Origin of the sequence: Clostridium sp. UBA6640 (assembly GCF_002455975.1) — a bacterium.
GTDB lineage: Bacteria > Bacillota > Clostridia > Clostridiales > Clostridiaceae > Clostridium_J.
In genome coordinates, this window is sequence record NZ_DKLM01000072.1 from 4327 (window position 1) to 18283 (window position 13957).

At 28.7% G+C, this 13957-nt stretch carries 12 protein-coding genes and 1 other annotated feature; of the genes, 3 read left to right on the forward strand and 9 right to left on the reverse strand.

Translation table 11 applies throughout. From position 1 onward, the window contains the following. Positions 1-202 precede the first annotated feature (202 nt). Complete coding sequence (locus B2W91_RS07860; RefSeq protein WP_291579863.1) at positions 203-2506, forward strand: family 10 glycosylhydrolase; 2304 nt, start codon at positions 203-205, stop codon at positions 2504-2506. Positions 2507-2607: 101 nt separating this feature from the next. On the opposite strand, the gene asnS is transcribed toward B2W91_RS07860, so the two are convergent. The 3 genes from asnS to B2W91_RS07875 all read right to left on the reverse strand — a co-directional run bounded on the left by asnS (position 2608) and on the right by B2W91_RS07875 (position 6459). After that, a complete protein-coding gene (gene asnS, locus B2W91_RS07865; RefSeq protein ID WP_291579864.1) occupies positions 2608-3999 on the reverse strand; it encodes an asparagine--tRNA ligase in 1392 nt (463 codons plus the stop codon). 53 nt (positions 4000-4052) lie between these two features. After that, positions 4053-4299 (reverse strand) — a binding site (T-box leader). A gap of 265 nt (positions 4300-4564) precedes the next feature. Beyond that, positions 4565-5041 (reverse strand): QueT transporter family protein, encoded by a 477-nt coding sequence (locus B2W91_RS07870; protein WP_291579866.1) that lies wholly within the window; start codon positions 5039-5041, stop codon positions 4565-4567. Positions 5042-5655: 614 nt separating this feature from the next. Continuing rightward, on the reverse strand, positions 5656-6459 hold the full coding sequence (locus B2W91_RS07875; RefSeq protein ID WP_291579867.1) for a serine hydrolase: 804 nt from the start codon (positions 6457-6459) through the stop codon (positions 5656-5658). A 565-nt stretch (positions 6460-7024) separates the two neighbouring features. Here B2W91_RS07875 and B2W91_RS07880 point away from each other — a divergent pair. Further along, positions 7025-8083, forward strand: a complete 1059-nt coding sequence (locus B2W91_RS07880; RefSeq protein ID WP_291579869.1) for a lactonase family protein — start codon at positions 7025-7027, stop codon at positions 8081-8083. Positions 8084-8336: 253 nt separating this feature from the next. Here the strand turns inward: B2W91_RS07880 and B2W91_RS07885 are convergent, their stop codons facing one another. Both B2W91_RS07885 and B2W91_RS07890 read right to left on the reverse strand, forming a co-directional pair. Further along, positions 8337-8561, reverse strand: coding sequence for a hypothetical protein (locus B2W91_RS07885; protein WP_291579870.1), 225 nt, complete (start codon positions 8559-8561; stop codon positions 8337-8339). Positions 8562-8705: 144 nt separating this feature from the next. Then, positions 8706-9188, reverse strand: a complete 483-nt coding sequence (locus tag B2W91_RS07890) for a GNAT family N-acetyltransferase (RefSeq protein ID WP_291579872.1) — start codon at positions 9186-9188, stop codon at positions 8706-8708. Positions 9189-9399: 211 nt separating this feature from the next. Here B2W91_RS07890 and B2W91_RS07895 point away from each other — a divergent pair, with 211 nt between their 5' ends. Beyond that, positions 9400-9627, forward strand: coding sequence for a hypothetical protein (locus B2W91_RS07895; RefSeq protein ID WP_291579873.1), 228 nt, complete (start codon positions 9400-9402; stop codon positions 9625-9627). Positions 9628-9745: 118 nt separating this feature from the next. Here B2W91_RS07895 and B2W91_RS07900 read toward each other — a convergent pair whose 3' ends face one another. The 4 genes from B2W91_RS07900 to B2W91_RS07915 form a co-directional block, all read right to left on the reverse strand. Next, positions 9746-10585, reverse strand: a complete 840-nt coding sequence (locus B2W91_RS07900) for a YjjW family glycine radical enzyme activase (RefSeq protein WP_291579874.1) — start codon at positions 10583-10585, stop codon at positions 9746-9748. Beyond that, positions 10578-12071 carry a YjjI family glycine radical enzyme gene (locus tag B2W91_RS07905; protein ID WP_291579876.1) on the reverse strand — a complete coding sequence of 498 codons (1494 nt, stop codon included), beginning with the start codon at positions 12069-12071 and terminating at the stop codon, positions 10578-10580. The genes B2W91_RS07900 and B2W91_RS07905 overlap by 8 nt, the downstream gene beginning before the upstream one ends. A gap of 471 nt (positions 12072-12542) precedes the next feature. After that, entirely contained in the window at positions 12543-13268 is a 726-nt protein-coding gene (locus B2W91_RS07910; protein ID WP_291579878.1) for a hypothetical protein, read from the reverse strand. 196 nt (positions 13269-13464) lie between these two features. Continuing rightward, the gene (locus B2W91_RS07915; RefSeq protein ID WP_291579880.1) at positions 13465-13737 is read right to left on the reverse strand and encodes a hypothetical protein; all 273 of its coding nucleotides are present in this window, start codon (positions 13735-13737) and stop codon (positions 13465-13467) included. Between the last annotated feature and the right edge of the window lie 220 nt (positions 13738-13957).

A 13957-nucleotide genomic window follows, 5' to 3' on the forward strand; every position in this document is an offset into this window, starting at 1 on the left:
CATGGTTAAGACCTTTGAAGTTTTTTGAGAATAAATTTTATTTTAAGAAATTCACATTTAGTGAATTTCATCTTTAATCCTTCATTCTTAACTATTAATCCTTAATTTCTAAGGATTTAAACTATTTTTTATAAAAATTGTTTTCCAGAGTATATATTAAGTTTTCACATTGTATCCCTATAATTACTATTGGAGGTGTAAAATGAATAAGTTAAAGGTAATATTTTTATCACTATGTATAATACTTTCAAGCTTTAATATGGAAGTGTTTGCAGCAAATGATACTAAGGAAATGAGGGCAGTATGGATATCAACAGTTTATAATATTGACTGGCCTAGTACAAGGAATAATGAATCTGCCCAAAAACAAGAATATATAAAATTATTGGACAAGCTAAAAAACATTGGCATAAATACTGTTGTTGTTCAAGTAAGACCTAAGGGAGACGCTATATATTCATCCTCTATAAACCCATGGTCAGAATATTTAACTGGAAGTCAAGGAAAAGATCCTGGATATGATCCACTTCCATTCTTAATAGATGAAGCACATAAAAGAGGTATGTATTTTCATGCATGGTTTAATCCATATAGGGTAACAACTGATTCTACTGACCTTAATTCATTAGCATCTACTCATCCTGCAAGATTACATCCTAATTGGGTGATAAAATATAAAAATGGTGCTTATGATGCATTGATGTATAATCCAGGACTACCTGAAGCTAGAAAGCATATAGTAGATACAGTATTAGAAGTAGTAAAAAAATATGATGTAGATGGAATACACTTTGATGATTATTTCTACAGAGATGGAATGAATGATGATGCTACTTATAATAAATACGGCAATGGAAAAAACAAAAATGATTGGAGAAGAGAAAACGTAAATCTGTTATTAAGTGATGTAAAATCCGCTATAAAAAGCGTAAAACCTAAAGTTGCATTTGGTGTAAGTCCAAGTGGAATTTGGAGAAATAAAGCTAATGATCCAACTGGTTCAGACACAAAGGGAAATGAAAGCTATTCAAGCAGTTACGCTGATTCAAGAGCTTGGATACAAAGGGGTCTTATTGACTATATTGTCCCTCAAATATATTGGACAATTGGATTTGACCTAGCAGATTATTCAAAACTAGTTTCATGGTGGTCAAATGAAGTAGCAAATACTAATGTAGATTTATATATAGGACAAGGTGTCTATAGACAAGGTGGAAGTGACAGTCTTAATATAGCTAAAGAAATAAAACAACAAATAACTTTAAATAGAAAATACAAAGAAATTAAAGGTAGTATGTATTTTTCAGCTAGAGATATCATAAATAATCAACAACTTCAAAACGATATAAAATCACTTTACACAAATTCAGAACCTAATCCAGACCCTGTACAAAAAATACAAATAGTTAATACAGATTCTCTAAATGTAAGGAGTGGCCCTGGAACAACTTATTCTGTAATTGGCTCTTTAAATAAAGGTGCTAAAGTAGAAGTGTTATCTGAAAGTAATGGCTGGTCAAAAATTAATTATAGTAATGGCATTGGATATGTATCCACTGCATATTTGAGTAATATTGCTACATCTTCAATACCCGTTAAATCACTTCAAGGTAATAATAGATTTGATACTGCTGTATCAATCAGCAAAGAAGGATGGTCAGCTGGAGCAGATACTGTAATTATAACAAGTGCAAACTCAATAATTGATGGAGTTACATCTACACCACTAGCTTCAATTAAAGATGCACCTATTTTATTAACCAATAAAAATAATATACCTAGCTCAACTGAAAATGAGTTAAAAAGGTTAAAGCCTAATAATATTATAATTGTCGGCGGAGATGGTGTCGTAGATAATACAGTATATAAGTATATTCAATCAATTCTACCAAATTGTAAACTAAATAGAATTGGTGGAATAAATAGATATGAAACTTCCCTTAACGTCGCTGATGAAATATCAAAATATGTATCTATAGACAAGGTATATATTGCTGGTGGCAATGGAGAAGCTGATGCACTATCTATTGCTTCAAAGGCTGGTTCAGACAAACAGCCAATTATATTAACAGAAAAAAATACTTTACCAACTAATATCTACAATTGGTTAAAAGACAAAAGTATAAAAGATTCTTATTTTATAGGTGGAAATGGTGTTATATCCGATGATGTTATAAATAAAGTAAATTCTATAACCTCGAATGATGTTTTAAATAATAGACTTAATGGTGCTAATAGAGAAGAAACTAATGCAAAAGTACTGCAAAAATTCTATCCAGATTTAAATTATGATTCTCTATTTGTAACAAAAAGCAATCCATTAATAGATGCTTTAACTGCTGGGCCTTTAGCATCAAAAAACAATTCACCTATAATTATACTTGGCAATAATTTAGCCAAAGAACAAGAAAACACAATTAAAAATAAAAAATTCAGTAAAATGTATAAAGTCGGTGGAGATATAAAACAAGATAGTTTTAATGCTTTATTAAATGCATTAAATTAAAACAATGAAACTATTGTTCATAAATTCTATTAAAAATTAGTATTTTAAGTTTAATATAAGGGACAAAACATATGTTTTGTCCCTTATATATTGAAATTTTATTAAAATTCAGCAGTTCCTGTAGTTCTTGGGAAAGGTATAACGTCTCTGATGTTGCTTACACCAGTTACATACATTATCATTCTTTCAAATCCTAATCCAAAACCTGCATGTTTTGTTCCACCGTATTTTCTTAGCTCTAAATACCACCAGTACTCTTCTTTATTAAGACCTAGTTCTTCCATTCTCTTTTCAAGGATATCTAGTCTTTCTTCTCTTTGGCTTCCTCCTATGATTTCACCTATACCTGGAACTAATAAGTCCATTGCTGCAACAGTTTTATTGTCATCATTTACTCTCATATAGAAGGATTTAATTTCCTTTGGATAGTCAGTAACAAATACTGGCTTTTTAAATACTTCTTCTGTAATATATCTTTCATGCTCTGTTTGTAAATCAGCGCCCCACTCTACTTTATATTGGAATTCTTTATCTGCTTTCTTTAATAATTCTACAGCCTCAGTATAAGTTATACGAGCAAAGTCAGAATTTACTACATTCTCCAGTCTCGCTTTTAATCCTTTATCTATAAAGCTGTTGAAGAATTCCATTTCCTCTGGAGCATTTTCCATCACAAAGTTTATGATATATTTTATCATATCTTCTGCAAGTTCCATATCATCTTTAAGATCTGCAAAAGCTATTTCAGGTTCTACCATCCAGAACTCAGCAGCATGTCTAGCAGTGTTTGAGTTTTCTGCTCTAAAAGTTGGTCCAAAAGTATAAACATTTCTAAACGCTAAGGCATAAGCTTCTGCTTCTAATTGACCACTAACTGTTAAGTTAGTTTGTTTTTGAAAGAAGTCTTCTCCAAAGTTTATTGTTCCATCTTCATTTTTAGGAACGTTGTTTAAGTCTAGAGTTGTAACATTAAACATTTCTCCTGCACCTTCAGCATCACTTCCTGTGATTATTGGGGTGTGAGTATAAACAAATCCTCTTTCTTGGAAAAACTTATGAATAGCATAAGCAGTTAATGAACGTACTCTAAATACTGCTGAAAAGGCATTACTTCTTGGTCTTAAGTGTGCAATAGTTCTTAAGAACTCAAAACTATGTCTTTTCTTTTGTAATGGATATTCTGAGGATGATTCCCCTTCTACAACAATTTTAGTAGCCTTTAATTCAAAAGGTTGTTTAGCTTCTGGAGTTAATACAAGCTTTCCTTCTATAGTAAGCGAAGAACTTATGCTAAGCTTTGACACTTCTGCAAAATTCTCTAACTCTTCCTCAAATACTACTTGGATATTTTTAAAGAAACTTCCGTCATTTATTTCTATGAAACCAAAGTTTTTAGAAGCTCTTAAAGTTCTAATCCAACCACTGATAGAGATCATTTGATCACTATATTTTTCTTTTTCTCTGTAAATTTGTTTTACTAATATTTTTTCCATAAAGTTTTCCTCCTTTAAAAATTCATATAAATATAAAAAAACCCTTCATCCCTAATAGGGACGAAAGGTTAACTATTCCGCGGTACCACCCAAATTGTCATAAAATGACCTCTTTACAGTACAGATTATCATCGATACTGTTTAATTTATAACGGTTTAATTCCGTCTAAGCCTACTTTCATAACAATTTCGGTTAGAAGCTCTGAGATGTTCTTTAACATAAGTTTCATATTGACCTCTCACCACCGTCAACTCGCTTAAATTACCTCTTATATCTACTCTTCTCTTCATTGCCTTTAATTTTCACTATTTATAAATATTATTGATTATTATATAACTTTAAAATCTAATTGTCAAATTCTTTTAATTATCAATACATATTCTAGGCCAATATTTATTCAATAATATATGNNGCGAACACTATTCACCGCTACAGTTAATCAATTTTAAATTTCTCAGTTACTACTGAGAAATTTCCATGATTGTGAAATGTGAATTTTGAACTGATATATCTCTATATACTTTATATTATATACAATATTTCGTAATAATTTACTATAAAATTTTATTCGCTAATTTTTAGCATATTTTTTAAATTTTTATCTCTTGATAATAATTTAAATATAGGTACTCCTATCAATGTTACCACCACAAACTCACCTGCTCCAACTTGAAGTGCAGATAAAACTAATGGCAAATTGAAAGCGTAATAAAGCATAGCACCTATCATTACCGCGTTTATTATTGTAGGATATAATGATGCTATAATAATATTTTTACTTTTGCTCATAGCAAAAGTTGCTATAAAGGTTGCTGCAGTTCCTACAATTACATCTATAACACCAGCAGGGCTGAAAAGATTAGCAATAGCACATCCTAAAGTAAGTGCTGGTACATATAAAGGATCTACAAAGGCCAATAAAGTCATTACTTCTGATAATCTAAACTGTACTGCTCCAAAGGATATCGGTGCTAAAACATATGTAATAACTGCATATATTGCTGCCACCAATGAAACCTTTAATAGTTTTTTAGTATCCATAATTTTTTCCTCCTAAAAAATATTAAATAATTCCAAAGCCTTTTTAACATCAAACTTAACTGCGGCGCAACACTAATAAAGCTATTTATTAATAACTTCTTATATCTCTATTTACTTTACAAATAATATTCCCAACTTTTCATTTTACAATTCACAAATTCTAATATTATATTATAAACTTTATTATATAATCAAACTTTTTAACTTAATTTTCCCAAAATAAAAATTATATCTTTACTTTTAATATAAATCAAATTTAATAGTTAATTTAAAGTTGTCAATTGTTTAATTTCTTCAGAATTTTAATGTAATATGTTTTAAAAAATAAAATAACGCTGCCCTTAGGACAGCGTTTCTACTCTTTTGAGATAACTCTAATAATCCTAATAAAATACTAGGATTAAAAAGATTGCTGCCGTAGTTTTATTTAAAGACAGGAGGCTTACGAACTGTCATTAACGTTTTTTATAATCCTATATTATACTACAAATTACGTAATTGCAACTATTTTGACCATTTTAGGAATATTCTTTTTTAAAAATTTTCCTAAAATCTACCCTTTCTTTCTAACAATTACGTTAGAAAAAAAGGGTAGATACTATTTTTGTTAAAATTTAATTATTACTTTTAGTTGTGGTAAAAGAATCGAATACAATTTTAGCAGCTTGAGCAATTAGTTTGTCATCATTCTTAGCATCTTTTGTATCATGAGTTGACAATATTGCAATAATTATAGGTTTTTTGTTGGGCGGCATTACTATTGCAATATCATTTCTTGTTCCGTAAAAACCAGTTCCGCTTTTGTCAGCAACTACCCAGCCCTCTGGTGCTCCTGCACGAATTAGCGTATTACCTGTTGCATTTCCTGTCATCCAATCAATAAGAATTTTTTTCTTATCATCTGTTAATATATCTCCAGTCGTGTATGCTTGCAAATTAGTTGCCNNTATATGATCAAATAAAAGATTTGCAGCTGTATTATCACTAAAACGTACTGCTGCAATGCAAAGTTCTTCAATGGTCATGCCTTTATCAACGTTATCTTCTGTAATTGGAGAATAAGGGACAATATCTTCTTTGTTATATTTAACTACTTTCTTAAGCTGCTCTAATGAATCTTGTTTTAAAACAGCACCAGCGGCTAAAGCTTTGAAAGTAGAACAGTAAGCAAACCTCTCATCAGCACGATATATAACTTCTTTATTCGTCTCTGTATCAAAAGCATATACACCAAGTTTAGCACCATAATTACTTTCAAGTTGTGAAAATGCCGAATTATATTGTACATCAGACTTCGTGTTTACAGGTGATTGAGCTACTGCCTTTCCACAGTCAATAAGAGAAAAGACCGCAAGCAACATAAATATAGCAATTTTAAACTTATTTACCTTGAATTTTGAATTCACTAATTTTCTCATATAAAATCTCCTTTGTTATTTAATCGATCTGTTAGGCTATTTTTTCATAATCAAAAGCACCCCATATTTTATTTAATATATTTATAGCCTCACTATCTACGCACTTAATTTACTTTTTTGAATATAACTCAAAACTTTTTAAATATTATCTCTTCTAAAATTATAATGTAGAATTAATTTTAAGAGCATCATACTATATATTACCAAATATTCATATATTTACCAAATAGGATTATAGATATTTTTAGTACCGTATTATTTAGCCTTCAAAGAACATTATTTAATTCGTTATAATTATCATTTGTATCTCTTCTAGCTCTCTTATCTTTTGTAAAATGAGCAAAATAAAGAGATTCTATGGTCCGTTATCTTGCCTTTAAAATTTAATTTATTCTGTAATATAATCCATTTCTGTAATGCTCTTAAACTTTTCTACTGTTAAAACACCCAACTTTGTAGATTCTTTTAAATCTTTTGATTAATAGCATACCTTTTTATAAGCAGTTCATATAATAAATTATAGTTAAATTTAAAGTTAAACTATAATTTAAAGGAGATTGATAAAATGTTTCATAATGAAGATAATTGCTTTAGTATGGTATTTTCTATGACCAATGAATTAGATAACAGTGTTGTTACCTTTATGAGGGATAGTATGGGAACTCTATCTTGTCCAGAAGTTTATAGAACAGGGGGAAATGGGACAGGGGCACAACAAGTAGACCCCCTAGGATCTCAAGGGTCAATTGCTATATCATCTGATGGTAGATTTCTCTTTGTAGTTAACGCTGGCAGCAATAGTATAAGTAGCTTTTGTATATCTGAATGGGGTCTTATTCTTGTTTCTGTAGTACCATCTGGTGGGGTTTTCCCTAACAGCTTAACTGTAAATAGGCATAATCTTTATGTAACTAATTCCGGTAATCCTCCTCAAATTCCTGCAAATGTTACTGGATTTCACATTGGATCAGATGGACACCTTAGTATTATAAGTGGATCTCAAAGACCATTAAGTTCAGATAATGCTCAATCAAAATGTATTGTTTCAAGTGCTTGCGGTGATAAACTTGTTGTAAGCGAAGGAGTAACCAATAATCTCAGCGTTTATGAAGTAAACCGCGATGGAAGCTTAGAAGGCCCAATTGTAAATCCTTCTAATGGTGTAGGTCCTTTTGGCTCGGCTTATCTCAATAATAATCTTTTGGTAGTTACTGAGGTAACTACAAATGCATTATCATCCTACAATGTTACAAATAATGGTATTCTTAATGTTATTAGTGGTTCTGTTCTAAATAATCAATCAGCAACTTGTTGGGTTTCAGTTACTCCTGATGAGGGTCATGCTTATACCTCTAACGCTGGCAGCGGTACAATAAGTCGCTATCGTATTAATCATGATGGAACTTTGACTGTTGTTGAAACTATACCAAGTACACCTAATAGAACAGGCTCTCCAATTGATAGCGCAATAGACAGATGTGGTCAGAACTTTTATGTTTTAAATGGTGGTGAAGGCTCAATCAGTGTATTTGAAATTGAGGAAGATGGACATTTAGTTCTATTACAAATATTCCAAGATACAAGATTACCGCGAATTGGTGCACAAGGGATGGCAGTACTCTAGATATGAATAAATTATACTTTTAAAATATAAGTACAGTTTAAATATAGAAAGATAAAGCGGATATAATTATAGTAAATTCTTTTTTTACCGTCTAAATTCTAAAAATGAAAAGCCATGAACTTAATTAGAATTCATGGCTTTAGCTTATCATTAATCTTAAAGCAGGTAGAAACTCTAGATTTAAGAGTTCTATCTATTTATATATATTTCCTGAATACCACTCTTAAAGGAGCATTTCCCATATATTTTAATTTTATTTTTTTATGTTATTTGATTTAGATTTCTCTTTAAGATTTTTAATGTAATAATATGGATATATACTTATATTATATAAGATTACTGTAATACTAAATACTACTATAAAATCTTTCACAGTACTATTTATATTAATGATATCTATACTTTCATTTACATAAAGTCCTATAAATAATGCTATAGTTAATATTACAAAATTAATATCTTTCTTATTTCCTGACATAACAATACTATCTCCTTTACAAATTCTTTTTAAGAATCTCAATCAATAAATTTAAAAGTCATTAATTTAAGTTATATACATAAAAAAATGTTAGAACATTGAGTTTTTCTAACATCTTTTGTAAAAATTAATTATTATCCTATATTAAATTATATCATCTAAAGTTAGCAATACATTTAATTTCTTATCTTTTGTTTCTATTTTTGCTCCATTTTTTACCCAAATCTTTTTAGAAGCAATATTATCATCTTTTATAGTAGCAGATATATATTTTATTCCTTTTTCTCCCGCTAAATTTAATACTTGAGAAAATGCACAGCTTGTATATCCATTGCCCCAATATTTACTACCAATCCAATAGCCTATTTGTGCTTTTTGCTCTTTAATATTTTGATGACTTAATGATATTGTACCTATAGCTATATCATTTAAAACAATAGCAAATATTTCAGCGTTATTTTTATTACACCATTGATTATTATAATCAATAAACTCTAATTTAGATATTTTGCTTCCCTCTGAATTCAAAGCATTTTTTAACCTGTGATCATTGTTTAAAATATCTACAAGCTGTATTGCATAATCATCATTGATATTCTTAATAGATATATTGCCATATATTTTCATATAACCCCTCCCCCTTTAATTCTGCTATTTTTAATATAAGAAATATAAATAGAAAAACATTTCTTAGATTTGATTATAGCATTTTTATCTGTTCTTTATTTTTTATATAGAATATTTATTATTAATAATATTAAACTATTTCCTTTTGCCTTTATTTGATTTATTTTCACTTATATGGTAAAATATCGTCAAAAAAGGGGGATTAATTATTATGTATAATAAAATATTAAGCTTTAAAATTGCTTGTATATGCGATACTGAAATAACTATTACGGAATCTAACTTTGATAATATTGTTGACAATGGGCTAACTTGCCCAGTATGTGAATATTCTCTAACTTCTGACGCTCAAGAAGTGATTTCTAAACTCCAAGCCTTTAACGAAGCATCAAAAGAACTTGATGAACTTTTGGAGGGATACCCTCAAGTAACTGTTTAATTATTATTAGAGCAGCTTTCTAAATTCTAGTATTTATATCACTTTAATATTCTATTGCAATATTATATAAACCAATAAAAACTCCTTTAAGCTATGCCTAAAGGAGTTTTTTTGTATATTAAACTACCACTACATTTTTCACATTATTTTTCATTGCTATATTTTTTAAATTTTCCATGTACTCATCAGATGGAGTATAGGATTTAATTAAATCTTCTCTAACACCTAGTGGTCTATATTTTATAAGTTTATAAATTATATTAGGATTTAATTCTGCTATAAGCTTACTTCCCATTTCTACAGTGCGTTCATTATTTAAAACTTCTGGCACTACTACTGTTCTTATTTCATAAATTTTATCCATTTTGGCTAATTTATTTATGTTTTCTATAACAGTTTCGTTTTTCATACCAGTAAGATATTTATTTTCATCACTATCAAAGGCTTTTAAATCTATCATAGCTTTATCAGTAACCTCTAAAAGTTCAGGGTTATCGTATATAGGAAGTGAAGCATTAGTATCTAAAAATGTAGTTAATCCCAATTTTTTAACCTCTCTAAAAAGCTCAATTAAAAAATCACTTTGCAGTGTACATTCTCCACCAGATACAGTTATTCCAGATATAAAATATTTAGTTTTATTTAATACCTTTAATATATCCTGAACAGTCATAACGCTAACTTTAGGACTACTATTATGTTCACAAACTGCAATACAACTATCACAGTTTACACATTTATCTCTATTATAATTGACTTTTCCATCTATTATAGAAAGAGCACCATGTTCACAATAGCTTACGCATTTTCCGCAATTTATACAGCGATTTATTGTTTCAGGATTATGACAATAGAGGCAGTTATAGTTACAGCCTTGAAGAAATATGGCTGTTCTATTTCCCTCTCCATCTACTGTACTAAAAGGTATTATTTTATTTACTATAGCTGTTTTACTCATTATGTCTTAATTTTCTCTCTAGTACTTTTTGGTTTTTAGCAGCTCCATAACCTAATACAACTGTATCATTTAATACTTGTTGATTTCTTTCTAGTTTTTCTATATCTGATTTCTTAACTAAATAACCTGTAATTCTTATAACATCACAGTCTTCACAGTAAACAGATATATATCTAAGATTTAATTTAAAAGCTCCTTTTATAACATCAATTATAGCTTTTGGATTTCTCTTAGACATCTCATCAAATTTAAATATATCACCTATTCCTGATGGGAAGAATTTATGGAATGGAGCACTTTGTATTAAATGCTCATAAATTTCTGGTTCTTCGCTTATAGGAATTCTACATCCTGGTGCTACACCTTCATCACTGTCTAATCCAACTTGTGCATGTAAAAGATATTTTCCATCACTTGCTGAGCAGTGTTTATTAATGTGATTATCAACTATCTCTTGCATCTTTTCTATTATTTTCATTCCCAAATCATTTGCATAATCAGAATATCCAAATCTATCTTCTTGTTTATCTGAATTTATAAAGCAGTTAACAGCATTTGCAAGTCCTACCATACCAAACATAGCAGTAAAGTTATCTTTTGATAATAATCCTTCTCTTACTAAGAAACTTGATTCAAAGAAACCACTTTCTTCTACGATAAATCTTACTCTTTCATCCATAAGATCTGTCATAAGCTTCATTGCATAAGGTAGTACATTATTTATAAAATCTTCTGCATCTTTAGCTTTAGGTGCTAATTTGGCAAGGTTTAATCTAACTAAAGTGTAGCTTCCTCCACCTATCTTTAATCCATTATAACAACTTGCTATACCATAATTCCCAAGATCTTTTGTGAACATCTCATGATTTGCAAAACTTGGTTTTGCACAAGATAATGCTGTTTGTACAGCCTCTGTCATAAGTTCTTCAGAAGTCTCATCACTAACCTTTAAAGTTATATTTGGTGTTGAATTTTGAAGTTCTCTTTCTGCTTTTAATATTAATCTTGCTGCTTTTGTATCTACGGGACCAATATTAGCATGACAGAAAGAATCTGTTATAGTTCTATCGATATGCATTAAAAATAATTTTATTGCATTATACGCTTCTTCTTCATCTTTTATATAAGGTTCTAAAAGGGTGTCAATATTTCCTACATATACAGGAAAAGTTGTCACAGACGGTACATTTTTGTATAACATTAATAAGTTATGAGTTGCTTCCCAAATATTTGTAGCTGGTTTTATTCTTAAAAACTCACTTCCATTTTCCATGAATTTCTCATAATTAGGAACAATATATCTTGGTCTATAAGGAGCATTTCCTTCAGCTAAATCACAAATTATTCCCTCATCCATATACTTTTTAATGTCATCGCTTATATCTAAAATGTTTACGCTATTCTCAGCTAATTTAGCTAGAGATATAACCTTCATTCCGTAAGTCAGTGTATTATCTTTAATAATTGAAAGTACTTGCTTCTCCATATAATCACTCCATACACTTATTTATTTTTATTATATCTTTATAATTTTAGTATAATTATATTTATATAAAATTTCAATATTAATTATCCATTAATATTGTTTATTAATTAACAAAAACATAGGATTTCATTTATTTTAATAATATTATACTACAAAATTCGATATTTTTAAACAAATCCTTACTATGTCAGCATATGACTATTTTTTCATATAATAATAAATAAATATTATTCAGAAATGCTCTTGACCTTCAATTTTTTAACCCAAAATAAAATAACTAGCACGTAGGCTAGTTGTTCTTGTCATTTAATACATCAACGTAAAAAGTTGGCGAACAATGTCCGCCACTAAAAAAACTAGCAATTGTATTGCTAGTAAAAAATATATTTAAGAAATTAATTCGTAAAGAACTAATTTCCACGTTAATTGTCAACTCTCCATTGTTTTAAGTTATTTCTTAAGATAGTATACTTATTTACATTTTGAAAAAAGTAGCTCTCTTCCCCTTTTCCCTACTTCTTCAATTAACCCCATCTTCTTTAAACTATAAGTCATTTTTCTTATCTTATTAATTGGTATATTTAAATCTAATGATAATTCCTTATTAGTAAACTTTGAAGGTAAATTCTTAGGTAAAAAACTATAGTAATCTTCTTCACTTTTAAATTTATATTTATCTACTATATCTACTAATAGTTTGTCTCCTATACTAACTCCTTTTCTTCTAAAACTTCCCTTACCATCTTTAATTCTTATTTCTTTTTCTTTAGTGAGTAAAATTTCTATTTCCAAATTTTTTTCTAAAGCTAAATGCGGTATAGATACTAGTTCATCAAAAAAGTCTATAATTCTCCCCTTTTTAGGAGATTTTCTTTTACTTATAACTTGTCCATCTTCACTTAATAATATAATAGTCTTTTCTGCAGCAATAGGATGGACTAAAACCACTTTATTATTTGAAAGTAAATCCTTCAGTTTATTTTGTATATTATAAAAATTTTTACTTTGAATTTCATATAGTATATTGTCTTTTACTACATCTACTATATATCCATCAACCATAACCTCCATTCTACCGCATTCACCACAATAAATATTCTTTAAACTTCTATGAAGAGATTTTTCCTTTTGAAGGCCTATACCATTAGTCTCTATATTTTTATGGTTTATTTCATAACTTTTAACTTCTACATTCATACTTGTCCTCCAGAAGTATTTTTCTATAAAAACATTCTATTTCTAAATAGAAATAGAGTAAAATTACGTTTTCCAATTTAATTATAGCAAATATAAACATATAAATAGAAGTTCTTTCAAAGCATTNNGCATTTTTTATAATAATGAAAATGGATATATAAAACAAAAAAGCTACAGCAATACTTTACTGCAACTCCTATTTTTCATTTTTACTATACAACATTTTCAATAATGCTATAGAAGCTATTATATTTATTATAGGTATCATAAAGTATACAGATACTAAAGAAGTAATAATAGTTTCTAGCTTGCTATCCTTATTATAGTTATCCTTATTATCATCACTACTCATCATTGTTCTAAGGATTTTATCATAAAATTTTTCATTATGGTTAATTGCATAAAATATAAGCATAAGCGTCAATATACTAAACATTACTGTTACTAAATAAAAATTGAAAATTAACATTACTTCTCTCCCCCATGTCTGTGTATAAATCATACCATAAATAATTTCATAGAACAAAGGGCAAATATATAAATAGAATATAATCCCTAATTTCCCAAATTAGAATTTACAATTAGGAATAATTTTAAAAAATTTTACTAAAACTAATCTTTTATTAAGGATCATTACTTGATCTTAACATTAACACTATTGAAATATAATGTGAAAACTTAAGATATAC